Below are 25811 nucleotides of genomic sequence, written 5' to 3'. Positions count from 1 at the left end.
GCTTAACGCCGGTTGCCGTCATGCGCCTGAACCCGGATCTTGCCGGACAGGGTGTCGAGCTTTGTGTTCAGGGTATTGATCTCCGGCTGGCTGAGGCCGCGACCTGACCGTTCATATTGGCGTTTCAGCGAAACAATACTATTCAGCGAAGTCGCCAGACGACTGCCTTCGGAGCGGCTGATGCGGACGGAACGCCTGCCATCGGCGAGGCGGCCCTTCAGTTCCTGAATGCGGGCTTCGATCTTACGGCCGGCGTCGATACCGTATTGGGCGTGGGCAGCCGCTGCCGGGGCATGGCCTTGCGGCGACGCCTGGGCCGGCAGGCTTGTCGTGGCCAGGCCGGCGCTCATGACGATCATGGCGATTAGGGCTTTAGCGGATGTGAATGTGGTTTTCATTGTCATGTTCCTTTTTGAGTCTCTCGCTGCTCTTCAGCGATGACCTCAATCTACGTCCGTGAAACTGAGGCTCGCCTGAACGCGGCGTTTCAGGCGGTATTCATGTAGGGGGCCGGTTTTGGCCGGAATTGGCGGTGCCGGCACTTTGATCGTGGATTTGTAAGGGCTGGCGAAGGCGGCAATATGTCGGGTTTAATATATTCAGACAGCCGGGGAATTTAACGGCTGGGATGAAAAATAATTAATTTTCACAATAGCTTAAGTCGGACAGCCAAAGGGCGCAGAACCATAGGTCTGCGCCCTGAGGGATAAGAGACGTGGTTGGCTGTTTAGCCGCGACGATTGTCGAAATCATGCTTCTCGTAACGGATCTGACCTTGCAGACGGTCGAGGCGATTATCCAGTGTACTGATCTCATTGAGGCTCAGGCCGCGGCCCGAACGCTCAAAGCTGCGCTTTTGCGAGGAAATGAGGTTCAGTTCGTTATTGAGGCGGCGGCCTTCGCGGTAGCTGATCTGACCGGTACGGCGGCGTTGGTCGATGCGGGCATCCAGTCGGGCAATGCGGCTGTTGAGTTGTGCCGAGGCGCGGTCGTCGCGGTGGTTCCAGTCGGGGCCGCGATGGTCGGTGACGACCACGACATGCGCCGGGCGGGCGCTGGCAATGGCGGGGGCGGACAGGGTGGTCAGGACGGCTGCAACGGCGGCCAGGGTAATCAGGGTCTTTTTCATCGTCTTTCTCCTTAACTGTTTTCGCTGTTCCATCAGCGATGAACCCATATAAACACGCGACCCCTGAGCCTGACCTGAACGGCGCGGTTCATATTCGGTTCATGGCGAAAGAAAATTATCCACGAAATCAGGAGGATAAATTTCAGGCTCTACAAAGAGCCTAATGCACGAGCCAGAAAAATACGATTTTGTTCGATCACGCGGATTGTTAAGGGAGGATAGCCACCCCGACTGAAAAAAGGCTTGCCCTGACAGGCCCGAAAGCGCAAAGAGCGAGGGAAAATGTACCGTATAGTGGGGTCCGCATGTCGACTTTTTCCGCCAATAAACCCGCCCGCGCCCCTGAGCGTCCGTGGTTTTCGTCGGGCCCGACAAGCAAGCGCCCCGGCTGGAGCGTTCAGGCGCTTGCGGGCGCGCCGGTGGGCCGCTCGAACCGCTCGAAGGTGACGGTGGGACGGCTCAACCAAGCGATCGACCTGACGCGCTCGATCCTGCAAATTCCGGCGGATTATCAGGTGCTGGTTATGCCGGCTTCGGATACCGGCGCCTTCGAAGCTGCCATGTGGAACCTGCTGGGCCAACGCAAGGTGCAGCTGCTCGCCTTTGAAAGTTTCGGCCAGTTGTGGGCCGATGACGCGGTGAGCCATCTGAAGCTTGATTGCGAGGTACTAAGCTCGCCCTATGGCCAGTTGCCCGACCTGTCGAAGATTGATCCGCAGGCTGATCTGGTGTTCCCCTGGAACGGCACTACGTCGGGCGTGCGCGTGCCCAATTCGGATTTCCTCAATGGCCATGAAGGACTCGTGCTGTGCGATGCCACATCAGCGGCCTTCTGCATGGAACTGCCGTGGGAAAAACTGGATGTCGCCACCTTCTCCTTCCAGAAGGCGCTGGGCGGCGAGGCGGGCTTCGGTGTGCTGGTGCTGTCGCCCAAGGCGCTTGACCGCCTGAACACCTGGGAGTCGGGCCGCCCGATCCCCAAGGTGCTGCGCCTGAAGGCCAAGGGTGCCGCTGACATGAAGATTATTGGCGGCGATGCCATCAACACCTATTCCTTCCTGGTGATCGAGGACTATCTCGATGCCCTGCGCTGGGCCTCGCTGGAAGGCGGGCTGGAAGGGCTAATCAATCGCTGCAATCACAATTTCAATGTCTTGCGCGAATGGGTTGGGGCCACTTCGTGGATCGATTTTGTTGCCGAAGTGCCGGAAACGCGTTCGACCACTTCGGTGTGCCTGAAGTTTGTCGATCCGGCGGTGCAATCACAGCCGGCCGATGTCCAGGCCAAGCTGGCGGCCAAGATGGCGTCACTGCTGGAGATCGAGGGGGTGGCCTTTGATATCAACGGCTATCGCGCCGCCCCGCCGGGCCTGCGTATCTGGTGCGGCTGCACGGTCGAAGCGGACGACATCGATTCCCTGCTGCCGTGGCTGGAATGGGCTTATGCTGAGGCGCTTGCGGCGCTGGAAGTGGCATGATCAAGAGGATCACGGACAGGCACGGAAAAAAGACAGAAAGACACGGAAGGTGTATGTAATGCCTATCGCGCGAAAGCGCTTCATACCGTGTATGATTGGGCAGACGAAGACCACGATATTCAGACTTCCGTGTCTTTCCGTCTTTTTTCCGTGCCTGTCCGTGATCTTTTTCCCCTCCTAAATCTGACATCAGTGACCATGCAAAATTAGAGGGTTACAAGCCCTGATTCATCCTCTATAGGGTGCCACCGGCTAACACGCGCATGGCCCGAAAAAATGATCTGTGCCTGCGCTGCAATATTCTGTGACCGGAGCAATCATCTTGGCAAACGTAACCGTAATTGGCGCTCAGTGGGGCGACGAGGGCAAGGGCAAGCTTGTCGACTGGCTCTCAAATCGCGCCGACGTTGTCGTTCGTTTCCAGGGCGGGCATAATGCGGGCCATACGCTCGTGGTTGATGGCAAGGTTTACAAGCTCTCCCTGCTGCCCTCCGGCGTGGTCCAGGGCAAACTCTCGATCGTCGGTAATGGCGTGGTCATCGATCCGTGGGCGCTGTTCGATGAAATCGCCCGTGTTGAAGCGCAAGGCTTGAGCATCACGCCTGACCTGCTGGTGATTGCCGACAATGCCTGCCTCATCCTGCCGATCCATTCCGAACTCGACCTGGCGCGCGAAGCCGCCGCCGGCACCGGCAAGATCGGCACCACGGGCCGCGGCATCGGCCCGGCCTATGAGGACAAGGTGGGGCGCCGGGCTATCCGCGTCGCCGACCTGGCCGATTTCGACGCCCTGGACGCCAAGATTGACCGCCTGCTGGCGCATCACAATCCGCTGCGCGCCGGTCTGGGACTCGCGCCGGTCGATGTTGCCGCCCTGACCGAAAAGCTGAAAGCCATCGCGCCGCGCCTGCTGTCGCACGTCAAGCCGGCCTGGTATGTGCTCGATAAGGCCAAGACGGAAGGCAAGCGCATCCTGTTTGAAGGGGCGCAGGGCGCCTTGCTCGATATCGACCACGGCACCTATCCCTTCGTCACCTCGTCCAACACGGTGGCCGGTCAGGCCGCTGCCGGTTCCGGCATGGGGCCGAAGAGCGTGGGCTATGTGCTGGGCATCCTGAAAGCCTATACCACCCGCGTCGGTTCCGGCCCGTTCCCGACCGAACTATTTGACGAAATCGGCCAGGGCATCGCCACGCGCGGTCATGAATTCGGTACGGTCACCGGTCGCGCCCGTCGCGTCGGCTGGCTGGATGCGGTGCTGGCCCGCCAGTCGATTGCCATCAATGGCATTGACGGCATCGCCCTGACCAAGCTCGATATTCTTGACGGCATCGAAACCATCAAGGTTTGCGTCGGCTACAAGGTCGGTGACCAGGTGCTCGATTATCTGCCGGCCGGCTTCAAGGACCAGCAAGGCATCGAGCCGGTCTACGAAGAGATCGAAGGCTGGAGCGAAAGCACGCAAGGCGCGCGTTCATGGAAAGACCTGCCGGGCAATGCGGTGAAATATGTCCGCCGTATCGAGGAACTGATCGGCGCGCCGGTGGCCTTGCTGTCGACCAGCCCTGAGCGAGAAGACACCATTCTGATGCGTGACCCGTTTCAGGACTAAGCCCGATACGCGTTGCTTTTTTAAATGTTGTGAAATTGCAGTGCGTCATAAAATCTATTTTTACTAATCGGGCATAGGATCGCGGCACAATATCAGCAGAGTGTCCTCGTGTTTTCGCTCGATCCCAAACTGGAAGCCAAACTGAAACCGCATCTGAAGCGGGTAATGGTGCTTGAAGGCAATCCTGCCTATGCGCGCATCCTGATGGATATGCTGCGTGTCCTGGGTGCCGAAAAGGTCCAGGTCGAAACGGATGACCGCCGCGCCACGATGATCTGCCAGGATTTCGATCCGCAAATCATTTTCTGCGATCTCAAGGGGCCGAATATCGAAGGCGCGTCCTTCGTGACGGGGCTTCGCCGTTCGGATATGAAGTGCCGCAAGATTCCGGTGATCATGATGGCGCCGAACGACCTGCCGGAAACCCTGAAGCAGGCACGCGACTGCGGCAGTGATGAGATCATGAAGAAGCCGTTTGCTTCGGGTGATCTGCTGCAACGCCTTAATCACGTTGTCACCAAGTCGCGGCCGTGGATCGAGGCGGTCATGTATGTCGGCCCTGATCGCCGGCGCTTCAATTCCGGCTTGGGCGGGGCGACGACACGGCCGCCGGAAAACATGTCGGACGGCATGAAGCGGCTTGAGCAGAGCGTGCGTATTCTGCGCGCCGCCGCCGATCAGTTTGATAATGACCGCAAACAGGCGAGGCGGGCCATTACGGCCCAGCTTGAAGTCCTGGTGCCGGCCTGCAAGGCAATCACGGACCCGAAGTTTAAAGCCGCCGTGACGGAAATCTTCACCGCCTACAAGTCCAATGAAATGACGGGTGAGATGCTCAAGGCGCCGGTAGCGGCCCTGGCCAAGCTCTTCCGCATAGACGACGCCAAAAAAGAAAACGCGGCATAATGCCCGCGGTCATAAATGACCGCGGGCATTATCTTGCTTTAAGCTCAATCGCCGCAGGGGCTTTCGCGCAAACATGCGCGGCGGGCGCTTGCCCTTGCCAGGCTGTATACAGCCTGGAGTTTCAGTCGTCAGGCCGGAACCGGTGTCGCTGCCTGAGAGGCGGCGATCATGGCCTTTTGCAGTTTTTCAAACGCCCGTACCTCGATCTGGCGGACGCGTTCGCGTGAAACACCAAAGCGCTCCGCCAGGTCTTCCAGGGTCGTGGGCGAATCCTTGAGCCGGCGTTCGGTCAGGATTTCCTTTTCACGATCATTCAGTTCGCCCATGGCGGCCTGAAGCAGGTCCATGCGCTGGCCGTACTCTTCATTGTCGGCCAGGACGGTTTCCTGCGACTGCTGAGTGTCATCGACCAGCCAGTCCTGCCATTCCGACTCGCCTTCGGCGGCGCGCAGGGGCGCGTTCAACGACGAATCGGCCGAGGACATGCGGCGGTTCATGCTGACGACATCAGCCTCGGAAACGCCGAGCTTGGTGGCGATCTGTTCGACATGTTCGTGGCGCAGGTCACCGTCTTCCAGGGCGGAAATTTCCGACTTCACCTTGCGCAGATTGAAGAACAGCTTCTTCTGCGCGGCGGTGGTGCCCATCTTGACCAGCGACCACGAGCGCAGGACATATTCCTGGATCGACGCCTTGATCCACCACATGGCGTAGGTGGCCGGGCGGAAGCCACGATCGGGGTCGAATTTCTTGACCGCCTGCATCAGGCCGACATTGCCTTCCGAAATCACTTCACCCACAGGCAGGCCATAGCCGCGATAACCCATGGCGATCTTGGCGACGAGGCGCAGGTGCGAGGTAACCAGCTTGTGAGCGGCCTTGGGATCCTGATGCTCGGTCCAGCGCTTGGCCAGCATGAACTCTTCATCCTTGGCCAGCATGGGGAACTTGCGAATTTCCGACAGATAGCGATTGAGGCCGCCGTCCGGCGTCAGGGCCGGCAGGCTGGCACCGTCGCGGGTTGCGAGGTTCGAAGAGGAGGAGGTCAGGGCAAGAGAACTCATCGGCGCGTCGCTTTCTGTAGAATTTTCTGTTTCTGGTCGGGATTCTGACGAACGGTCAGAGAAAGAAGGTGTGTCGGACATGAGACCCGCGCCTTATCAGTGAGGGGAGCACAGACGAAGGGGATATCCTGCCCGACAACTGCGCCTAGATTTAGGAAGCCTTTCGGCGAAAAAAAGACCCATAAACTGCGAAATCGCAAAAAAATGGCATCAAGCTGCGAATTTGTTGCAGAAAGGTATCACACCGGCCGCTGTTACATGATCACACTTAGGTGAGTGCGGTGCAGCAGAGCCGCATGGCGGCTTTCTGCTGCTTTTTTGCCGCTCAAGCGCCGGACTAGGCGTCCCCCTTGGCTCCTCGCAACAGCTCGGGCGGGCAGTTGCCCTTGCCGGATGCACGGCATCCGGAAATCAGGTAAACATATCCGCCAGCGCATCGGCGAGTTCCTGCATGTCGTCGGGCAGGGGGGCTTTGAACTTCAGTTTCTGGCCGGTGATCGGGTGGACGAAACCGAGCAATCCGGCGTGAAGGGCCTGACGGTTGAAATCCAGTTCCTTCAGAATGGCCTGAACCTCCTTTGCCGGCGCACCGGAACCATAGACCGGATCGCCGAGGCAGGGGCAGCCGAGATGCGCCATGTGAACCCTGATCTGGTGGGTACGGCCGGTTTCCAACCGGCAGGTCAGAAGCGCGGCTAAAGGCTTGGTGTCTCCATAGACCTCTTCCAACTGGTAATGCGTTATGGCCTCACGGCCGCCGGCGCGCAGCACAGCCATTTTCTTGCGGTCATGGTGCGAACGGCCGATCCGCGTGGTTACCGTGCCGGACATATAGCGCGGGGCGCCGCGTACAATCGCCTTGTATTCCCGGTCAATATCGTGGCGGGAGAACAACTCGCTCAAGGCGCGGTGGGCCACGTCTGATTTAGCGGCGACCAGAATGCCGGACGTATCCTTGTCGAGCCGGTGGACAATGCCGGGGCGGAGCACGCCGCCGATTCCTGATAAGGTGTCTCCGCAATGGAAAAGCAGCGCATTGACCAGGGTGCCGTCGCGTGTGCCGGGGGCCGGGTGCGCCGCCATGCCGACGGGCTTGTTGACCACGATCAGGTGTTCGTCCTCGAACAGAATATCGAGCGGAATGTTCTGCGGCTCAGGTTTGGCGGCGACGGGTGCGGGGATGGAGAGCGTATAGGTGCCGGCGCGCGCCTTGTGCTTGCCGTCGGCGATCACCTTGCCGTCGATGCTCAGGCGGCCTTCGGCGATCAGGGCCTGCAGGCGGGCGCGGGAGAGATCGTTGAAATGGCCGGCCAGGACGCGATCCAGCCGCTCGCCCGATCTCGCCGGGTTCAATATCCGCTGTCAGGATCTGGCTGTCACCGGCCTCGTCTTCAGGGGCGCTATCATCGTCATCAATGTCGTCAGAGGTGTTGGTCATGGATACTTGTGGCCGTCAAAAAGTAAGAAACCCCACCACCATCCGCCTTCGCCTAAAGGCTGCGCCGGACGGTCCCCCTTCCCAGTAAACTGGGGAGGTATAAAACAAAAACACCGGAAACCAGTGGTCTCCGGTGTTTCTTATAACTGTAGCAAACAATCCGAAGACTATTCGATGTCTTCGTTGATCAGGCCGATCTTGAGATAGCCGTTTTGTTGCAGTTCGTTGATCACCTTGACGAAGTCGGCATAGGTGATGTCCTTGTCGCCGCGGACCAAGACGCGCTGTTCGCTGAGCGGGGTGTTCGGGTCGGTGACGCGCAGGGCAGCGGCCACATCGCCGATCAGGCGGTCCATGCTGGTCTTTTGTGGCCCGATATAGATGTCATCGGGGCCCATGATCGAGATAAACACCGGGTCAGGGCGCTTTTCGTTCGTGGGGGGCGCCTTCGCGGGCGGCAGGTCGAGCTTGATCGACACTGTGGCGGCCGGGATGGACACCATGAAGATGATGAGCAGAACGAGCATGACGTCGACGAAAGGCGTGACGTTGATGTCCGAATTCTGTGCGATGGTATACCGGCTACCGCCGCCGCCGCCGAGCTTTGCGCCCATAGTCTAACTCCCTTTATGCCACCGCAGGCGAACAGCCCGCAGGGGAAGAACATTATGCCATCGGCTCAGCGACCGCGCATCGAGTGCGCCGCCTTTTGCCGGTCGGAAGCGATTTAGGACAACTCCCGGATAAAAGTAAAGCCTGAAAGGCACTCAAACCGGCCCATCATTAAGAATATTTCATGTCCGGCGCCTCTGTAGAAGCCAAAACACCGGAAATCAGGAAGCAGCCGATGTTATCCCAAATCATGGGAGGCGCTATTCGATGTCTTCGTTGATCAGGCCAATCTTGAGATAACCGTTCTGCTGCAACTGGTTGATCACCTGTACGAAGTCGGCATAGGCGATGTCCTTGTCGCCGCGCACTAGCACGCGTTGCTCGCTCAAAGGCGTGTCCGGGTCTGAAGTGCGCAGGGCGGCCGCCACGTCGCTGATCAGGTTCGTCATGCTGGTTTTTTGCGCGCCGATATAGATATCGTCCGGTCCCATGACCGATATAAACACCGGATCGGGGCGCTTGGGGCCTGCCTGCGGTTGGGCCGGCGGCAGGTCTAGCTTGATCGAGACGGTGGCGGCCGGTATCGACACCATGAAGATGATCAGCAGCACCAGCATGACATCCACGAACGGCGTGACATTGATGTCGGCATTCTGCGCGATGGTGTAGCGGCTGCCGCCGCTGGCTCCGATTTTGATAGCCATGATTGCCTCTCCTTTTCACATTGCGTGACCATAATTTATGCCTTACATTATACTTTGTAAAGCAAGGTATGTGAAAAATATGCAGACTGAAGTTCAGGCAATAAAAAAGCGGCCCTGCCGGAGCGGGGCCGCTTTTTGATAATGAGGGGGAGTCTTACTTATGCGTCAGGCGCATAAAACGTTCCTGCAGGGCGATATCAGTCTTGAAGACGCCGGTGAAGCGGGTGGTGACCGTGGTGACGTTCTTGTGGTGAACGCCACGGGTGCTCATGCACTGATGCTCCGCGTCGATCATCACGGCCACGCCGAGCGGGGCCAGCGATTCCTCGATGGCATCGGCCACCTGCTTGGTCATGGTTTCCTGGGTTTGCAGGCGCTTGGCGAAGATTTCGACCACGCGGGCGATCTTGGAGATGCCGACCACCTTGGAAGTCGGCATATAGGCGACCCAAGCCTTGCCGAGGAAGGGCGCCATATGGTGTTCGCAGTGCGATTCGACATCGATCTCGCGCAGCATGACCATATCATCATAGCCCTGCACGTCCTCGAAGGTGCGCGACAGTTCCTTTTTGGGGTCGGCCTGATAGCCCTGGAACCATTCCTCATAGGCATCGACCACGCGCTTGGGCGTATCGATCAGGCCCTCGCGTTCGGGGTCGTCACCGGCCCAGGCGAGCAGGGTCTTAACGGCCTTCATCGCTTCCTCGCGCGACGGGCGGTTGGTGAAGGTGACGACGCTCTTGGGCTTGGAGGTGTTGAGCAGGCTGTTTTCAGAGGCGGTCAGGTTCGACACAGGATCAAGGCTATCCATTATAAATACAGTTCCCCGAGGGCCGAGTGGCGCCGGAACGACGGTTCCGGAATGACGCGTGACATCCCTCATTTGGCCTTATGCTTGACGCTTTCACCAGACGATGGCAGCAGCCGAAACACGCAGCAGACAGTCCCTTATACTACACATAGACCGAAATTGGATCATTCCGGCCGAGATTTTCCGTGGTGCAAAGGTTCGCCGGTGTCTATATGGGAGGGAGCCCTTTGATTACAACCGAAAACCTCCAAAAAGCGCCTATGACACTGTACATACACGATACGCTGAGCGGCCAGAAAGTCCCGTTTGAACCGACAAATCCCGATCGCGTGACCATGTATGTTTGTGGCCCGACCGTATATAATTACGCTCATATCGGCAATGCGCGGCCGGTCGTGGTGTTCGACGTGCTGTTCCGGCTGCTGCGCCATCTCTATGGCGAGGACAAGGTCGTTTATGCGCGGAACATCACCGACGTGGACGACAAGATCAACAAGAAGGCGATCGACGAAGGCGTCGATATCTCCGTCATCACCAATAGGTTCGCCGATATCTATAATGCCGATATGGCGGCGCTGAATGCCCTGCCGCCGACCTATCAGCCGCGCGCCACGGAGCACATGCCCGATATGGTGGCGATGATCGAAGACCTGATTGCGCGGGGCGCGGCCTATGTCACCGACGACGGCGAAGTCCTGTTCCGCGTGACGGATTATGACGGCGGATCAGGCCGCTATGGCAAGCTGGCCAAGCGCTCGCTTGACGATATGATCGCCGGCGCGCGAGTGGAAGTAGCGGAAAACAAGGATGCCGCGGCCGATTTCGTGCTGTGGAAACCGTCCAAGCCGGGGGAGCCGGTGTGGCCGGGGCCAAAGGGTCTGCCGGGCCGTCCGGGCTGGCATATCGAATGCTCTGCCATGAGCGAGGCGGTTTTGCAGTTGCCGATCGATATTCACGGCGGTGGCCAGGATCTGATCTTCCCGCACCATACCAATGAGATAGCGCAATCCTGCGCCGCGCACGGCCATTCTGATCCGGCAGCTTATGCCAAATACTGGATGCACAATGGTTTTCTCGACTTCTCCGGTGAGAAGATGTCGAAGTCACTGGGTAATGTCGTGCTGGTTCACGACCTGATCAAGGACTATCCGGGGGAAGTTATCCGCTGGGCCTTGCTGAGCGGACATTACCGGTCGCCACTCAACTGGACGCCGGAACTGCTGGAGCAGAGCAAGAAAGAACTCGACTATCTTTATGGCGTAAAGCTTAGAACAAAAGATGTTGTGCCATGGGACAGGCGCGGTGATCAAATTCTGGACGTTCTGATGGACGACCTGAATACACCGGCCGCACGGGCTAAGCTTTATGAGAGTGCGACCAGTCTGGCACGCAATCTTGAGCACTTCGCGGACCCAGATGTTCCGCGAGCTCCTGATGCTGCCGAGGTTGCTCCAACCGCGGCATCACTCGTAAAACATGATTTCTTGTTGTTGACCAACATCCTCGGCATTCTCCAAGAAGACCCCGAAGTCTGGTTCAAGCAGGGGGCTTCCGATGACCTGACCGCTCAGGTAGAGACTCTGCTGGTCGAGCGTGCCGCCGCCCGTGCCGCCAAGAATTGGCCGGAATCGGACCGCATCCGTGATGCGCTCAATGCGCTCAATGTCGAGGTTATGGACGGGCCGCAGGGCGCGACCTGGAAACTGAAAGGCAAGGCATAATGGCGCTCAAAATCGAAAAACGCGTAGGCATCGCCGCGCCCATTGACGATGTTTATGAGGTCATCGCCGATATCAATGCCTGGCCGGAATGGAGCCCCATCCACAAAAAGGCCGAAGGCGAAGTGCATTTCGGCGCTGCGGTGCATCTGGAAGAATATTTCGAGGGTCTCGGCACCTGGGAAACCGATGGCATCATCGCCGACTGGACGCCCCTGTCGCATATCCATATCACCGTGCCGAAGCCCTTCTATGCCGGCAGCCTGATCCGTTATTTCGAGTTCGATGCCCTGTCGGAATATGGCAGCAGTTTCTCAATCGGCGCGCTGTTCACTGGCTTCCTGTCGGAACGTGAAGGAAAAGCCTACCGCGAGCATATCCGCACGGGCTTTGCCGCTTTCGGCGAGGCCCTGAAGGCGCGGGCCGAGGCCAGATCTGCCTCTAATCCGCACGCCTCTTCGGTCATTGTGCCGCCGGTGCCGAAGGAAGACCCGCTGCACAAGCCAAGGCCGAAATGGCTCAACACCCATTTCTGGGGCAAGAAGAAATAAGCCTTGCTACTCTCCCCTTCTTGGAGGGGGAGGTGGCGCGCAGCGCCGGAGGGGGTATGGGCCGCAGTCTTTTATCCATCTTGGAGGGAATCATTTAGGATACCCCGGTCACTTGCGTTTCCCTGTATCCTCCGCCATCTACACACAATGATCGACGACCTTTATTCCCGCGAAATTCTGCGCCGCACGACCCAGCTCCAGCATGTCGGTCATCTGGACCAACCTCAAGCCGTGGCCGACAAGGTGGCGAAGCTGTGCGGCAGCACCATCCATGTGGAACTGAACATGGAGGGCGATGTGGTGACGGATTTTGCCCAGCAGGTTCAGGCCTGTGCGCTGGGCCAGGCCAGCGCGGCGATCTTGAGCCAGCATGTCATCGGCGCCACGGGTGATGAGGTGCTGGCTGCCTGTGATGCGTTGCGGAATCTACTCAAGGGTGAGCCGGGAATTTTCCCGGCACGCTTCTCCGATTTGCAAATTCTTGAATCTGTAAAGGATTTCCCCGCGCGCCACGCCTCGACGCTTTTGGCCTTCGAGGCAACCAGTGCGGCTATTTCATCACTGAAATAAACTAAAACTGATATGGGCTTGCTTATGGCTTGCCAACCGGGGCGAATGTCTTTTCAATATGTGAGACGAGGGGGCTTGTCGCGGGGGTTGACGCCGTCAGGCTTTTTCTTCATTCGGTTGCGCATGACCGCTCTTTATAAACGTTCCGTGCGCGCGGCCTTGCGGGCTTACAAGCTCACATTGTCGCCCTATATCGGACAGGCGTGCCGCTTTCGGCCCACCTGTTCCGAATATATGGCCGAAGCCTTGATAACACACGGACCCGTCAGAGGTTCGTGGCTGGGTATAAAACGTATCTGTCGCTGCCGTCCGGGGGGAGGCACAGGCTATGATCCGGTTCCGGGAAGGGAAACTTAGAGCGCATCCCGAACAGTGTAACCCACTTTTCGGACTTAAATGCGCGTGAGGGCAAGAGTAAGGTCAGTGTGTTTTTGATGGCACACGACGCCGGATTTGGTGTGGCTTTTTAAAGGCAACATCGAATCCTTATTTAAATTATTGCGCGATGAAGCCCGCCGTAAGGGCTACAGGTCGCCAGCTACAAAGTGACTAAGATGATGATAGACTTGACGTTCCCCGATGGCGCCGTTCGCAGCTTTGATAAGGGGACCACCGGCAGGGCCATTGCCGAAAGCCTGTCAAAATCACTGGCGAAGAAGGCAGTCCTTATCAAACTCGACGGAGTGTTGCTGGACTTGGATCGACCGCTTGAAGAGGGGGGGCATTGGAAATCTTGACGCGCGACGCCCCCGAGGCGCTCGAAGTGATCCGTCACGACACGGCCCACATCCTGGCCGAGGCGGTGCAGGAACTGTTTCCGGGCACGCAGGTCACTATCGGGCCATCGATCGAGGACGGCTTCTATTACGATTTTGCCCGCGATGAGCCGTTCTCGACGGACGACTTCGCCAAAATCGAAGCCAAGATGAAGGAAATCGTCGACCGCGACGAAAAGATCGTGCGCGAGGTCTGGGACCGCGATGACGCCATCAAGCATTTTGAAGGTATCGGCGAAGCCTACAAGGCCGAGATCATTCGTGACCTGCCGGGCACCGAAACCATCACGGTCTATCGTCACGGCGATGCCTGGAAGGATCTGTGTCGCGGGCCGCACCTGCCGTCCTCGAAATTCATAGGCAAAGCGTTCAAGCTGACCAAACTGGCCGGCGCTTACTGGCGGGGCGACCACAATAACGCCCAGCTTCAGCGCATCTACGGTACAGCCTGGGCTACGGAAGCCGATCTCGAAGCCTATATCCACCGCATCGAAGAAGCCGAGAAGCGCGATCACCGCAAGCTTGGTCGCGCCATGGACCTCTTCCATATGCAGGAAGAAGGCCGCGGCATGGTCTTCTGGCATCCCAAGGGCTGGCAGCTGTGGCGCACGCTGGAAGCCTATATGCGCCGCCGTCTCGATGCCTCCGGTTATGTCGAGGTCAAGACGCCGCAGGTGCTCGACCGGACCTTCTGGGAAAAGTCGGGCCATTGGGAAAAGTACCGCCCGAACATGTTCGTCTGCGAGACGGTCGAAGGCGAAACCCTGTCGCTCAAGCCGATGAACTGCCCCGGCCATGTCCAAATATTCAAGGTGGGGCTGCGGTCGTATAAAGAACTGCCGATGCGCATGGCCGAATTCGGTGCCTGCCACCGCTATGAGCCGTCCGGTTCGCTGCATGGCCTGATGCGCGTGCGTGGCTTTACCCAGGATGACGCCCACATCTTCTGCCGCGAGGACCAGATCGTCGAGGAAACGGAGAAGTTCGTCCGCCTGACCAAGATGATTCACGCCGATCTCGGCATGGAAACCGCCTATATCAACCTGGCCACGCGGCCTGAAACGCGCGCCGGCTCTGATGAATTCTGGGATAAGGCCGAGGGGATGCTGGCCGAGGCCGCCCGCGCCGCCGGCGTGGAACCGGTGATTGCTGAGGGGGATGGGGCCTTCTACGCGCCGAAGCTCGACTTCATCGTCAAGGACGCCATCGGTCGTGAATGGACCTGCGGCACGCTCCAGCTCGACTATGTGCTGCCTGAGCGCTTGGAAGCCGAATATGTGGCGGAAGACGGCTCGCGCCAGCGCCCGGTCATGCTTCACCGCGCCATCCTGGGCTCGTTCGAGCGCTTTATCGGCATCATGATCGAAAACTATGCCGGCCGTTTCCCCCTGTGGCTGGCCCCGGTCCAGGTCGTGGTCGCGCCGATCACCTCTGACGCCAACCCGTATGCGGAGACTGTCGTCGAGGCGCTGCGCAAGGCGGGTCTGCGCGTCGAGGCCGATCTGCGTAACGAGAAGATCAACTACAAGGTTCGTGAACATTCTCTGGCCAAGGTGCCGGTGATCGCCGTTGTCGGCCGTAAGGAAGCCGAAACCGGCGAGGTGGCCCTGCGCTTCCTCGGTTCCGAAGGCCAGACCATTCTCAGCATTACTGATGCTGTGAAGAAGCTGGCTGAAGACGCCACGCCGCCCGATCTAAAGGAAGCCTGATGACCGCACTGCCGCCGTCCATCATCGAAATGCTGAAAGAACGCAAGCTGGCCACCAGCGAAGCGCAGTACTTCATGCAGCATAACGAGATCGCGCCCTGCGATGAAAAGGACGGAATCACGGTCATCATGATCGTTTTCCATACCGGCCGTGTGCTGTTCGACAGTATCGGCCGGGTGCTGAATGATCCGTGTGTCAGGCAGTTCATCCTGATCGATAACGGCAGTTCCGAAAAAGTGGAGCAATGGCTGCGCGACCTGAAGGAAGAGCATGATCATATTCTGCTGATTCAGGGACAGGGCAATATTGGCTTCGCGAAAGCGGCCAATCTGGGGGCGCATCTGGCTACCCAGCCGTGGCTGGTGTTCCTCAATCCGGACGCCTTGCTGCAACCGGATTGCCCGCGCAAGCTTGTCACGGCGGTCAGTGCACAGAAAAAGCTGTCGCCAGACGGTCCCTGTATTGTTGGCGCCCGTTTGCTTAATCCGGACCTGACAGAGCAGCGTGGTGCGCGGCGCGGGGAGGTCACGCCCTTCACCACTTTGGTATCCCTTCTCCAACTGCACAAATATGTGCCGGCTTGGCGAAAGTACGAAATCCACCAGGAGGATCAGCCCCTGCCGTCAGCTCCGGAAGCCGTCCCGACCATTTCGGGGGCCTGTTTCGCTGTTTCGCGGTCGGATTTCAGCCGCCTGAAGGGCTTTGACAGCAACTTCTTCCTGCATGTCGAAGATGTTGACCTGTGCTGGCGCGCGCGGGAAATGGGGGGGGCTGTACTTTTTCATCCGACCGCCGAGGTGGTTCACGAAGGTCATACTTCGCGGGTTGAGCCGGTGTTCGTCGAGCGCAACAAGGGCAACGGCCTGATCTATTATTTTAATAAGCGCGCCAGGGGCAAGGGTTTTTGGCGCATGGCCTATGTGCGACTTTTGGCACCGCTGATTATCGGTGTATCCGTCACGCGCGCCATGTTCCGTGATCGCCTGCGTGATGAGGAAGACGAACTGCCGGCCGAATAGGCTTTTTCTGCTCAAACGCCGCCTGGCTAACGCGCCAACAGGCGCGACGGTCGGTCATCCTTGCCAAATGCAGGCATTTGGAATCACTGTGTGGGCGGATTATCGTAAAGCGTCAGGGTTTGATCGCGACCATTGTAATTGTGCCCCCTGACCTGGGTGACAGCATGGGGGGAAAGACCTTGCGCTGCCGCTTCGCTCTGGAAGGCTTTTTCAAATTGCGATTCCACGAACAGCGGCCGCCCTTCGCGCAGGGCCCGGACGGCACCTTTCACGTCATCATTGAGTAACTGGGTCTTGGTGCCCATGGCGAAGACGAAGCTGGGTTCGGAATAGCCGATGATGGCCACCGGGCCGGGCGTGCGCAGGTCGTGGCGCGGATCGAGGTGATTGGAAACCAGGGCGGCTTCCAGTTGCTTTGATATCCACAGGGGCTTTAACTGGGCCAGTTCGCTGACAAAGCTGAGGTGGGCCAGTATGCCAGCGGCCAGGATGAAGGCGAAGCCGGTACGCTGGCGGTTGATCCACATCAGCCAGCCGCCCAGCCCGCCCAGAACACCAGCCGACAGGATAACCGCGATCATGAAGACGAAAGCGGCACTATTACCATAAAGTACATATCCGGCGATTGCCAGAGCGCTCAAAACCAGCCCACCGATGATGCCCAGGACCACATTGACGATCCGCGCCCACAGTTTCAGCGGCACGTCGAGCGACAGGGCGCACAGCCAGGCCAGGGCCGCGAAGGTCGGCAGAGTATAGTGCGGCAGCTTGGTTGGGGATAATTCGAAGATCAGGAAGGCCGGCACGAACCAGGCGATGGCGAAGCGGATGGCGGCTTCATGACGGCGGGAAATCGCCGTCTGCAGGGCGCCGCCCAGGAACCAGGCTGCTGGGAACATGGTCACCGGTAAAAGCGCCAGGTGATAGCCGGGCCACATGAAATGGCCTTCTGAGCCGCCTTTCAGCTTGTCGGCGAAGTCCTTGCCGACCGCGCCGACCCAGAACTGACCATCAGTAGTGACGGTGATAGCCATGATCCATGGACCACAAATCAGGGCGACCAGGATCAATCCCCAGCCCCACCCGAGATTGCGTGCCCAGCGGATGCGGCGGTCCAGGGCCCAGAGGGTGAGCAGGGTGGTAGCCAGTATCATCGGGCCGATGATGAACTTAATCATGATACTGCCGGCCAGCCCCAGCCAGAAGACCAGCTTGACCCAGGGCATTTTCGGGCGCGGATCGTCCTTGCCGAGATCTCGCGTCCGCAGGTAGATCTGCGCCAGTGCCGCCATCATCAGGGTTATGAAACCGCACTGTACGGCGTCGGTCTTGGCGATGAAGGCTTCGGTCGACAGCATGAAGGTGACGGCGAATATGATGCCGGCCTTGGTGCCGACGCGCGTGCCGAAGGCATAGGAAGCTCCCCAGGCGCAGGCGAAGGCGGCCAGGGCCGCCCCAAGGATTGACGGCCAGCGGAACGCCAGCACATCGCGTTTGGCCACACTGGAGGTCAGCTTGACCGCCGCCACCTGAAGCCAGTGGATACCCACCGGCTTCTTATAGCGCGGCACGTCTTGGACATTGATATTGATGTAGTCGTGCGTCTCGATCATCTGGGCCGAGGCCTGGATGAAACGCGATTCGTCACGGTCGAGCGGCGGCATCATCACGGCGCAGGGCAGGGCGACGGCGATGGCCAGCAGGGCGGCGATCAGCGGCCCCCGGCGGCCTTTTGAGACCAGTTGCGCGAAGTGACTCTGGATAAACTGAAACACAGTTTGTGTCGTTGCCGATATCGAAGCCATCGCCGTCCCTATTTACGCAATATGGCAAACGGTCTATGAGGCATAAAACCCAATGGGTTTCAATCCCTTGCCCACACTATAGCGAGCCAGTCAGATCATGCCCTTAACCGTCTCTGCCGTGGTGCCCGTCTATAATGAAGAAGGGGCGGCCGTACAAGTCGCCAGGGAGATAGAGACGGCTTTCACGACAGCTTTCGGGGGCGATGGTTTCGAGATCATCTTTGTCGATGACCGCAGTTCGGACGATACTCACGCGCGCCTTATTGCAGCACAGGCTGATATCCCGTCCCTGCGCGTGTTGCGACATGAGAACAATGTCGGTAAGAGCGGTGCCATGCGTACCGGTGTCTTCGCCGCCAGGGCACCGTTGATAGTGACGCTCGACGGCGATGGTCAGAACCCGGCTGCCGATGCCGCCCGCATGTCGCAGATCCTGCGTGACGCACCGGAAACCGTGGGCATGGTGGCCGGCCAGCGCCGTAACCGCCAGGATACATCCTCCAAGCGCGTGGCCTCTCGCTGGGCCAATCGCATCCGTAAGGCCCTGCTGAATGACAAGGCCGACGATACCGGCTGCGGTCTGAAAGCCTTACGCCGCGAGGCTTTTCTACGCCTGCCTTATTTCGACCAGATGCACCGCTACCTGCCTTCCCTGGTGACGCGGGAGGGCTTTGAAATCTTATTCGAGCCGGTGGATGATCGCCTGCGTACCACAGGTCACTCCAAATATACCAATATCGGACGTTTAGCTGTAGCGCTTTCCGACCTCCCCGGTGTAATGTGGTTAAACAGTCGTTTACGCCAGCCCGGCAAGGTGACCGAAAGCGAGCGATAGGCGACAGCTCAGGAGCGGGTTTTTCATGGCTATCGATCGTGATCTTATCGCCAAGGAAGCGGCCATCGGCATGTACGACCAGCAGCCTGCTGATAATCATCAAAGGGGGTTCAGTGTGATTACCGCGTTTCCGCTACTCGTCATACCCTTCATCGTTTACAACATCCTGGCCCTGTTTTCGCTCGGCGGCAGTGATGAAGCGGCCTATAATGCCGTCACGCAGGTATTGTTCAACCTGCCCATGCCTTCGGCCGGCACGCACTGGTCGGTCAATGTGGGTGATGTCATCCTGTTCGGCGCCCTGATCTGCCTGTTCTTCGAACTGCTGAAATCGACCAAGTCAGACAAGGTGGCCATCGTCAATCATTCGCTGTCGATGGTTTTGTTCATCGTCTGCCTGGTCGAGTTCCTGCTGTTCCGCCCCTTCGCCACCTCGGCCTTCTTCCTGCTGACCTTCATGACGCTCATGGATGTGCTGGCTGGCTTTATCGTTACGGCGGTTTCGGCCCGCAAGGATATCGACTTCGGACATTGATACCGCTTTGCGGTATAAATGCTTTGTTTCAGCTCAGGCCGCATGGCCCGCGCAAACCTGCGCGACGGGCGGTCGCCCTTGCCACGGCTCAGTTTGAAGTGAACATTGAGCCGTGGAGAATTTGAATTGCATTTTTCAGGCTGGTTGAATTACCCAAACACCGCGAAAATCAGCGTTACCGCGAAAATATCGAAGGCGCGGGTGGCGTAGCGTGTCCAGGCCGGACGGGTTTTATGGGCTTTGACAAGAGACAGCACGCAAGGCTCCGCAGTAAGGGAACCAGATCGGCTGCAATAAGCGTGCCGCGAATTTTCTGTTAGAGCACTTTCCGAAAAGTGTGACGCACTTTTCGGATTAAAAAGTGCGTAAAAGCAAAAAACTAGAGCGCCGATCTGATCCAATCAGATCGGAAAACGCTCTAAATTTCAGTCTTTGTCATGCGGCCGGGCGCCGGCCTGCGGTCGTTTGGACCCGAATATTCCGACTTGAGGTAGGTCGATTTTGCCCGATCCAGGGTTTCCGACCCGCCGCGCAGACCGCGCTTTTCACCGCCGCTCAGAAGCTGGGCGGCATAGGTGGCGTCATTGGCTTCCGTCGAAGTTTTCCGCCTGCGGTGCGGTGCCTCCTTCGTCCCCTGGTCGATGACGGGGCCGGCGGGCACGGGCAGGTTATTGGGAGGCAGGTTTCCGCTCATGGCGGCAATATAACCCGCATGGGTTAAAACAATAGAAAGCCGGGCGGCCACCGTCCAGATAACCGCCCGGTTCTTTTATCCCTTTTGAGCCAGGCGGTCGATCTGGGCCTTCATGGCTTCCATCTGTTCGCGGAGTTCGCGGACCTGGTCGGTTTCCGGCTTGCCTGTCGGCTCAGTGGGTTCGGGCGCCGGCGCGGCAGTGCCGGCCGCAGCGGTATTGGCAAACGAGAAGGGTGAGAACATGCGCATGGCGCGATCGAACATGGCCAGGTTTTGCGATACCTGCTCGTCGAAGAAGCCGATGCCTGGTGCTGCGCCGAAGGCTTGGGAAAACTGTGAGCGGAAGCGCTCCTGCTGCTTGGCGAAGCCATCGAGCGACATTTCCAGATAGGTGGGCAGCAGGTTCTGCATACTGTCGCCGTAGAAGCCAATGAGTTGACGCAGGAACTGGATCGGCAGCAGGTTCTGACCGCGGCTCTCTTCTTCAAAAATGATCTGGGCCAGGACGCCGCGGGTAATGTCATCACCGGACTTGGCATCAAAGACCACGAAATCGACGCCTTCCCGCACCATGTCGCTGAGATTGTCGAGCGTGACATAGGAACTGGTGGCCGTATTGTACAAACGCCGGTTGGCGTATTTCTTGATGATGACGCGATCGCCCTCACCGCGCTTTGCCCGTGTTTTTGTTTCGGCCATCTGAGCAGTTTCTCCTGTACTCTATCCTTGAGATTAGTGCGCCCGATTGATCGGGTCTGCGTTTATTTCGCACCTACAACATAAGCGCTTTTTTGCCTTTGCGTAAAGAGGGGGTGTGAAAATGGCACAAATCCTTTCTTTTCAAGGCTTTCATTATTGTGTCCTGCGCAATTTCCGCGCAAGTCCTATTGCAGGTGATGCTGCGCACAAAAAGTTGAATAGCCAGGGGCGGCCGCACCGGATTTTGGGCGTGACGCGGTCATCACGATAGGGCACGAATGCCGTCATAAACTGAAACCAGTGTTCAGGCGCAAGGATAACAGCGTAACTTGATTTCGCCCCTCAGGTGCCTTAAGTCGCGGTTACACAAGTCTTTTTTGGTGTATACAGTCTACAAGGGAAGTCCGACATGTCCGTCAATGAAGTGGTTATCGTCTCCGCCGCCCGCACGCCGGTCGGTTCTTTCCTCGGCAGCTTAGGCACCGTACCCGCGCATGATCTGGGCGCCCACGCCATCAAGGCGGCCGTCGAGCGGGCCGGTTTGCAGGCGTCTGACGTCAACGAAGTTATTCTCGGTCAGGTGCTCCAGGCGGCCCAAGGGCAGGGACCGGCGCGCCAGGCATCGGTGAAGGCCGGCATTCCTTACGATTCCCCCGCCTGGTCGATCAACCAGATCTGCGGCTCCGGCCTGCGCGCGGTTGCCCTTGGGGCCCAGCAGGTAGCGTTGGGTGACAGCGCCATTGTCGTGGCCGGTGGTCAGGAAAGCATGTCCATGGCCACCCACGCGGCCTATATCCGCGCCGGCCAGAAGATGGGCGACCTCTCTATGGTCGACACCATGATCAAGGACGGCCTGTGGGACGCTTTCAATAACTACCATATGGGTACCACGGCCGAGAACATCGCCACAAAGTTCGGCATTTCGCGTCAGGAGCAGGATGAGTTCGCGGTCGCCTCGCAGAACAAGGCCGAGGCTGCCCAGAAGGCCGGCAAGTTCGATGCCGAAATCGCCCCCTATACCATCAAGGGCCGCAAGGGCGACATGGTGTTCGACAAGGACGAATTCATCCGTCATGGCGTGACCATCGATGGCATTTCCGGTCTGCGCCCGGCCTTTTCCAAGGAAGGCACTGTCACCGCCGCCAATGCGTCCGGCCTCAACGATGGCGCGGCCGCCGTGGTGCTGATGTCGCGCGCCGAAGCGGACAAGCGCGGCCTCAAGCCGCTGGCCCGCATCGTTTCCTCCGGCATTGCCGGTGTCGATCCTGCGATCATGGGCACCGGCCCGATCCAGGCGGTGCAGAAGGCGCTGAAGAAGGCCAACTGGTCGATTGGCGATCTCGACCTGATTGAGGCCAATGAAGCCTTTGCCGCTCAGGCTATTTCGGTCAACCGTGAACTCGGCTGGGATCTCAGCAAGGTGAACGTCAATGGCGGCGCCATTGCCATCGGTCACCCGATTGGTGCCTCCGGCGCGCGCATCCTGACCACCCTGCTGTTTGAAATGCAGCGTTCCGGCGCAAAAAAGGGCGTCGCCACGCTGTGTATTGGTGGCGGTATGGGGGTCGCCCTCTGCGTCGAGGCCGTCAGCTAAGGCGCTCCGGAGGTCTGCAAATCTTCATCTCGCTGCGAGACGGTGCTCACGTACTAGAGTACGCTCCGCTCCGTTTCTCACGAGCTAATAATTTTCGACTCACCGGATCGCCTTAGCGGTGTTGTGAGAGTTTCTGAGAAATTTCGAGGGAGAATATCTATGAGCAGAGTTGCACTGGTGACCGGTGGTACGCGCGGTATTGGTAAGGCCATTGTCAAGCGTCTGAAGGATGCTGGCCTGACGGTTGCCGCCGGTTATGCCGGCAATGAGGAAAACGCCAAGCGCGTCGCCGAGGAACTGGGCGTTTTCATCGTCAAGGGCAGCGTCGATAACTTCTATGACTGCAAGCGTTGCGCGCAGGAAGTCGAGGCCGCGCTGGGACCGATCGATGTGCTGGTCAATAATGCCGGCATCACGCGTGACGGCTTCTTCCACAAGATGTCGCTGGAGCAGTGGCAGGAAGTCATCCACACCAATATGGACAGCGTCTTCAATATGACGCGCCAGGTGATCGAAGGTATGCGCGAGCGCGGTTACGGCCGTATCATCAATATCTCCTCGATCAACGGCCAGAAGGGCCAGGCCGGCCAGACCAACTATTCCGCTGCCAAGGCCGGCATGATCGGCTTCACCAAGGCCCTGGCGATGGAATCGGCCAACAAGGGCATTACGGTCAACTGCGTGGCGCCGGGCTATACGTCGACGGAAATGGTCTCGGCCATTGCGCCGGCCGTTCTCGACAAGATCGTGGCCGGTATCCCCGTAGGTCGTCTCGGCACGCCGGAAGAAGTCGCCGAAATCTGCGCCTTCCTGGCATCGGACATGGCCAGCTTCATTACGGGGGCGACGATCGCCGTCAATGGCGGGCAACACATGCTTTGATCGGATCTAAGCTCGGTTCGATGGCCTGCAAATCGTCATCTTTTGAGCTTCCGTTGCTCACGTACCCAAAAGTACGCTGCGCTACGGGTCTCGAAAGCTAACAATTTTCGCCACATCGAGCCGGCTTATCTCTCGATCAAAGTGCTTCCTGATCAAGATTCAAAAGGCGCGGATGGTGGTATCCGCGCCTTTTTTGCACCTGCATTGGGGCGGTCTAAATTGGTTTGGCGTCTTAAATCTGCCCAAGTCGGTCGGTAAATCTGCGCCCAATGAACAAGACCCTGGCACATCCTTTGGCCCGATCTCTGGCACAGCTTCTGGCCGCATTGATGCTTCTGTTCTGCCTGGCGGAAGCCGGGACGGCGCTGGCCGACGGGCCGCGCTCGCTCAAGGAAGCCATGTTCGGCAAGAAGGCCGATGACAACCGTTCTGCCGCCCGCCCGCCCGTGGCGCATTTCACTTCCGAAGACGGGCAGGGCTTTATTCTCGATGAATCGGGCAGCCGCAGCCTGATGCGCTTCGATGGCGATGACGAGGTCTGGCTGCTGACGCCGACGCAAGGGCCGAAAGGCGATGTCATCTACAAGAACGATGTCGGCGAATCCGTCCTGAAATCGACCCGCTGGGGCGGCATGATCCTGTTCAGCGATGACCGGCCAATGGGCGACCCCGCCGCCGTCACCGGCAAGGCTGATGCCTTTACGCCGGGACGCATGTCGCCCAGCCTGCTGTTCCAGTCCCTGGTCCATGCCAGCCGCCGCGTCAGTCTGGCGGTCGGCCGCACCATCGGTTTCGATGCCCCTGATGTGACGCCGGGCGCTGATTTTCTCTATGCCGATGCGGCCGGCGTGGCTGCCGAAGCCCTCGTTCAGGCGTCCCAGCAGCCGCGCGGCAAGCAGATCATGGCGCCCTTACGCGGGGTGCAGTTCATCGAAGGCCGTCCGCCCAGCGCCACCGTGCAAAACGGCGTGCTGGTGCTCAAGCTTGATGTCTCGCGCGGCGACTGGAGCGGCCGGCCATCTTCGCGCCGCATCCTCAATGTCGTTGTGACATCTGTTCCGGTCGGCAGCACAGCCAGACGCTGATATCACCGTTAGAAGTTATCCTTCGCCTGGCGCAATTCGCCGAATTTCGCGGCCTGGGATGCGAAATCCTTTTCCTGTAACGGATAGATCAGGAATGGATTGGTCGCTTTTTCCTCGGCCACGGTCGATGGCACGGTTGCTTCGCCGCGCTCGCGTTTTTCCCGGATAAGCCTGGCCCGTGCCTCAAGTGCCGGATATCTTCCCAAACTCTCGGCGAATTTCAAATTGGACAGCGTGTATTCGTGGGCGCTGTAGAGGATGGTATCGTCCGATAGCTCGGCAATGCGTTGCAGCGCGCCCCACATCTGCTCTTGCGTGCCCTCGAACAGGCGGCCGCACCCCAGCGGAAAGAGGGTATCGGCCACAAATGCCTGACCGCCGGCGCGATCATAGTAGCCGATATGTCCGAGCGTATGGCCGTTGAGATCGATCACCTCCAGCACGGCCTCACCCAACCGGAATACATCGCCGGGTTTCAGCACATGATCCAGCGGCGCGATCCGCGTCACTTCCTGCGGCCCGTAAATCTCAGCGCCATAACGCTTTTTCAGCAGGGCATTGCCGCCGGCGTGGTCCGGGTGCCAGTGGGTGTTGAGGATATAGTCGAGCCGTTCCAGCCCCAGAGCGGACAGCCTTTCCGTGATGGCGCGCGGTTCCGGCGCGTCTATAATGGCGACCTGACCTGACGCCTCATCCTGGAGGATAAAGCCGTAATTGTCCTGCAGTGCCGGGAAGATATCGACCTTTAGGCCCATCTTAGAGTCGCCCTGATAAACTGGATGTTCTAACCTATATAGGACTTGCCAGAGCCAAAGGAACCCCGTTGCGTCGTCCGGTCGAAGATCTCAACCGCTTTTACCAGTCGCCGGAAGGCGCTGCGGCCAGGCGTTTGATCGATCGCAAACTGGGGGAAGCCTGGCCGGATGTGCGGGGGCTGGATGTGCTCGGCATCGGTTACTGCACGCCCTATCTCGACCGGTTCAACGAGGCCCGGCGCGTGCTTTCGGCCATGCCAGCCTCGCAAGGCGCGGAAATCTGGCCGGCGGATATGCGCGTCCGCTCGGTTCTGGTCGAGGAAGAGGCCCTGCCGTTTCCGACCGCCCTGTTTGACCGCATTCTGATGGTCCATGCGCTCGAAGAATCACCGGTGCCGCAGGGGCTGCTGCTGGAAGCCTCGCGCCTGCTGGCGCCCAATGGCCGCTTGATCCTGGGCGTGGCGGCGCGTGGCGGCTTCTGGGCCCATGCCGAAAAAACGCCCTTCGGCTATGGCCAGCCCTATAGCCGGATGCAGCTTGAATCCGCGCTGCGCGATGCCGAACTGGAACCGCTGGCCTGGTCCTATGCCCTGTATGCGCCGCCTTTCAGTCCGTTCCTGCGCTGGTCGGGGGCGCTGGAAAATATCCTGCCGCGGGTCTGGCCGATCACCGGCGGTCTGATCCTGATGGAGGCCGGGCGCCGGCCATTCATCGCCCATACGGCGCGGCCGCAGAAGTCGATCCTGCAGGAACTGCGGGGGTGCTGGCTCCGGCGCAGCAGCCGGTGCCGACCTCGCGTGATCAAGCGCCGGTGACGCGTGAGCTGGCTT

24 protein-coding genes and 2 pseudogenes are annotated in these 25811 nt (G+C 59.0%); 15 read left to right on the top strand and 11 right to left on the bottom strand.

Annotated elements, in window-relative coordinates:
• Window positions 1-2 precede the first annotated feature (2 nt).
• Entirely contained in the window at window positions 3-398 is a 396-nt protein-coding gene (locus NVV72_02120) for a hypothetical protein (GenBank protein MCR6658182.1), read from the bottom strand.
• A gap of 329 nt (window positions 399-727) precedes the next feature.
• Window positions 728-1129 (bottom strand): hypothetical protein, encoded by a 402-nt coding sequence (locus NVV72_02115; GenBank protein MCR6658181.1) that lies wholly within the window; start codon window positions 1127-1129, stop codon window positions 728-730.
• Window positions 1130-1434: 305 nt separating this feature from the next.
• On the opposite strand from NVV72_02115, the gene NVV72_02110 reads away from it, so the two are divergent.
• The 3 genes from NVV72_02110 to NVV72_02100 all read left to right on the top strand — a co-directional run bounded on the left by NVV72_02110 (window position 1435) and on the right by NVV72_02100 (window position 5125).
• Window positions 1435-2607 (top strand): phosphoserine transaminase, encoded by a 1173-nt coding sequence (locus NVV72_02110; GenBank protein MCR6658180.1) that lies wholly within the window; start codon window positions 1435-1437, stop codon window positions 2605-2607.
• A gap of 322 nt (window positions 2608-2929) precedes the next feature.
• Entirely contained in the window at window positions 2930-4219 is a 1290-nt protein-coding gene (locus NVV72_02105) for an adenylosuccinate synthase (GenBank protein MCR6658179.1), read from the top strand.
• A gap of 108 nt (window positions 4220-4327) precedes the next feature.
• Window positions 4328-5125, top strand: a complete 798-nt coding sequence (locus tag NVV72_02100) for a response regulator (GenBank protein MCR6658178.1) — start codon at window positions 4328-4330, stop codon at window positions 5123-5125.
• A gap of 128 nt (window positions 5126-5253) precedes the next feature.
• Here the strand turns inward: NVV72_02100 and rpoH are convergent, their stop codons facing one another.
• The 5 genes and pseudogenes from rpoH to folE all read right to left on the bottom strand — a co-directional run bounded on the left by rpoH (window position 5254) and on the right by folE (window position 9754).
• Window positions 5254-6189, bottom strand: coding sequence for an RNA polymerase sigma factor RpoH (gene rpoH, locus NVV72_02095; protein MCR6658177.1), 936 nt, complete (start codon window positions 6187-6189; stop codon window positions 5254-5256).
• A 411-nt stretch (window positions 6190-6600) separates the two neighbouring features.
• Window positions 6601-7627, bottom strand: a pseudogene (locus tag NVV72_02090) (RluA family pseudouridine synthase).
• 167 nt (window positions 7628-7794) lie between these two features.
• On the bottom strand, window positions 7795-8241 hold the full coding sequence (locus tag NVV72_02085) for a biopolymer transporter ExbD (GenBank protein ID MCR6658176.1): 447 nt from the start codon (window positions 8239-8241) through the stop codon (window positions 7795-7797).
• Between the two features lie 258 nt (window positions 8242-8499).
• Window positions 8500-8943, bottom strand: coding sequence for a biopolymer transporter ExbD (locus NVV72_02080; protein MCR6658175.1), 444 nt, complete (start codon window positions 8941-8943; stop codon window positions 8500-8502).
• A 154-nt stretch (window positions 8944-9097) separates the two neighbouring features.
• Window positions 9098-9754, bottom strand: coding sequence for a GTP cyclohydrolase I FolE (folE, locus tag NVV72_02075; protein MCR6658174.1), 657 nt, complete (start codon window positions 9752-9754; stop codon window positions 9098-9100).
• 260 nt (window positions 9755-10014) lie between these two features.
• On the opposite strand from folE, the gene cysS reads away from it, so the two are divergent.
• The 6 genes and pseudogenes from cysS (at window position 10015) to NVV72_02045 (ending at window position 16097) form a co-directional block, all read left to right on the top strand.
• Window positions 10015-11475 carry a cysteine--tRNA ligase gene (gene cysS / locus NVV72_02070; protein MCR6658173.1) on the top strand — a complete coding sequence of 487 codons (1461 nt, stop codon included), beginning with the start codon at window positions 10015-10017 and terminating at the stop codon, window positions 11473-11475.
• Window positions 11475-12023, top strand: coding sequence for an SRPBCC domain-containing protein (locus tag NVV72_02065; GenBank protein ID MCR6658172.1), 549 nt, complete (start codon window positions 11475-11477; stop codon window positions 12021-12023). Before cysS ends, NVV72_02065 begins: the two co-directional genes overlap by 1 nt.
• A 147-nt stretch (window positions 12024-12170) precedes the next feature.
• Window positions 12171-12593 (top strand): iron-sulfur cluster assembly scaffold protein, encoded by a 423-nt coding sequence (locus NVV72_02060; protein MCR6658171.1) that lies wholly within the window; start codon window positions 12171-12173, stop codon window positions 12591-12593.
• Window positions 12594-12716: 123 nt separating this feature from the next.
• Complete coding sequence (gene yidD, locus NVV72_02055; GenBank protein MCR6658170.1) at window positions 12717-12950, top strand: membrane protein insertion efficiency factor YidD; 234 nt, start codon at window positions 12717-12719, stop codon at window positions 12948-12950.
• 200 nt (window positions 12951-13150) lie between these two features.
• Window positions 13151-15078, top strand: a pseudogene (gene thrS / locus NVV72_02050) (threonine--tRNA ligase).
• Window positions 15078-16097: a glycosyltransferase family 2 protein gene (locus tag NVV72_02045; GenBank protein MCR6658169.1), complete on the top strand. Its 1020-nt coding sequence runs from the start codon at window positions 15078-15080 to the stop codon at window positions 16095-16097. Before thrS ends, NVV72_02045 begins: the two are co-directional and overlap by 1 nt.
• Before the next feature lie 83 nt (window positions 16098-16180).
• Here the strand turns inward: NVV72_02045 and NVV72_02040 are convergent, their stop codons facing one another.
• Window positions 16181-17872 carry a glycosyltransferase family 39 protein gene (locus NVV72_02040; protein ID MCR6658168.1) on the bottom strand — a complete coding sequence of 564 codons (1692 nt, stop codon included), beginning with the start codon at window positions 17870-17872 and terminating at the stop codon, window positions 16181-16183.
• A gap of 127 nt (window positions 17873-17999) precedes the next feature.
• Between NVV72_02040 and NVV72_02035 the strand changes: the two genes are divergently transcribed.
• Both NVV72_02035 and NVV72_02030 read left to right on the top strand, forming a co-directional pair.
• Window positions 18000-18737: a glycosyltransferase family 2 protein gene (locus tag NVV72_02035; protein MCR6658167.1), complete on the top strand. Its 738-nt coding sequence runs from the start codon at window positions 18000-18002 to the stop codon at window positions 18735-18737.
• Window positions 18738-18762: 25 nt separating this feature from the next.
• Complete coding sequence (locus NVV72_02030) at window positions 18763-19272, top strand: hypothetical protein (GenBank protein MCR6658166.1); 510 nt, start codon at window positions 18763-18765, stop codon at window positions 19270-19272.
• 418 nt (window positions 19273-19690) lie between these two features.
• On the opposite strand, the gene NVV72_02025 is transcribed toward NVV72_02030, so the two are convergent.
• A complete protein-coding gene (locus NVV72_02025; GenBank protein MCR6658165.1) occupies window positions 19691-19966 on the bottom strand; it encodes a hypothetical protein in 276 nt (91 codons plus the stop codon).
• A gap of 75 nt (window positions 19967-20041) precedes the next feature.
• Window positions 20042-20665 carry a polyhydroxyalkanoate synthesis repressor PhaR gene (phaR, locus tag NVV72_02020; GenBank protein ID MCR6658164.1) on the bottom strand — a complete coding sequence of 208 codons (624 nt, stop codon included), beginning with the start codon at window positions 20663-20665 and terminating at the stop codon, window positions 20042-20044.
• A 409-nt stretch (window positions 20666-21074) separates the two neighbouring features.
• Between phaR and NVV72_02015 the strand changes: the two genes are divergently transcribed.
• The 3 genes from NVV72_02015 to NVV72_02005 all read left to right on the top strand — a co-directional run bounded on the left by NVV72_02015 (window position 21075) and on the right by NVV72_02005 (window position 24226).
• Window positions 21075-22259, top strand: coding sequence for an acetyl-CoA C-acetyltransferase (locus NVV72_02015; protein MCR6658163.1), 1185 nt, complete (start codon window positions 21075-21077; stop codon window positions 22257-22259).
• 159 nt (window positions 22260-22418) lie between these two features.
• On the top strand, window positions 22419-23141 hold the full coding sequence (gene phbB / locus NVV72_02010; protein ID MCR6658162.1) for an acetoacetyl-CoA reductase: 723 nt from the start codon (window positions 22419-22421) through the stop codon (window positions 23139-23141).
• 269 nt (window positions 23142-23410) lie between these two features.
• Window positions 23411-24226: a DUF4908 domain-containing protein gene (locus tag NVV72_02005; GenBank protein MCR6658161.1), complete on the top strand. Its 816-nt coding sequence runs from the start codon at window positions 23411-23413 to the stop codon at window positions 24224-24226.
• Window positions 24227-24234: 8 nt separating this feature from the next.
• Here NVV72_02005 and gloB read toward each other — a convergent pair whose 3' ends face one another.
• A complete protein-coding gene (gene gloB / locus NVV72_02000) occupies window positions 24235-24981 on the bottom strand; it encodes a hydroxyacylglutathione hydrolase (GenBank protein ID MCR6658160.1) in 747 nt (248 codons plus the stop codon).
• A gap of 68 nt (window positions 24982-25049) precedes the next feature.
• Between gloB and NVV72_01995 the strand changes: the two genes are divergently transcribed.
• Window positions 25050-25796 carry a methyltransferase domain-containing protein gene (locus NVV72_01995; GenBank protein MCR6658159.1) on the top strand — a complete coding sequence of 249 codons (747 nt, stop codon included), beginning with the start codon at window positions 25050-25052 and terminating at the stop codon, window positions 25794-25796.
• Window positions 25797-25811 lie beyond the last annotated feature (15 nt).

Origin of the sequence: Asticcacaulis sp. (assembly GCA_024707255.1) — a bacterium.
Lineage (GTDB): Bacteria > Pseudomonadota > Alphaproteobacteria > Caulobacterales > Caulobacteraceae > Asticcacaulis.
Note: the sequence above shows the minus strand (reverse complement) of the source record. Positions and strands in the feature narration are given on the sequence as shown.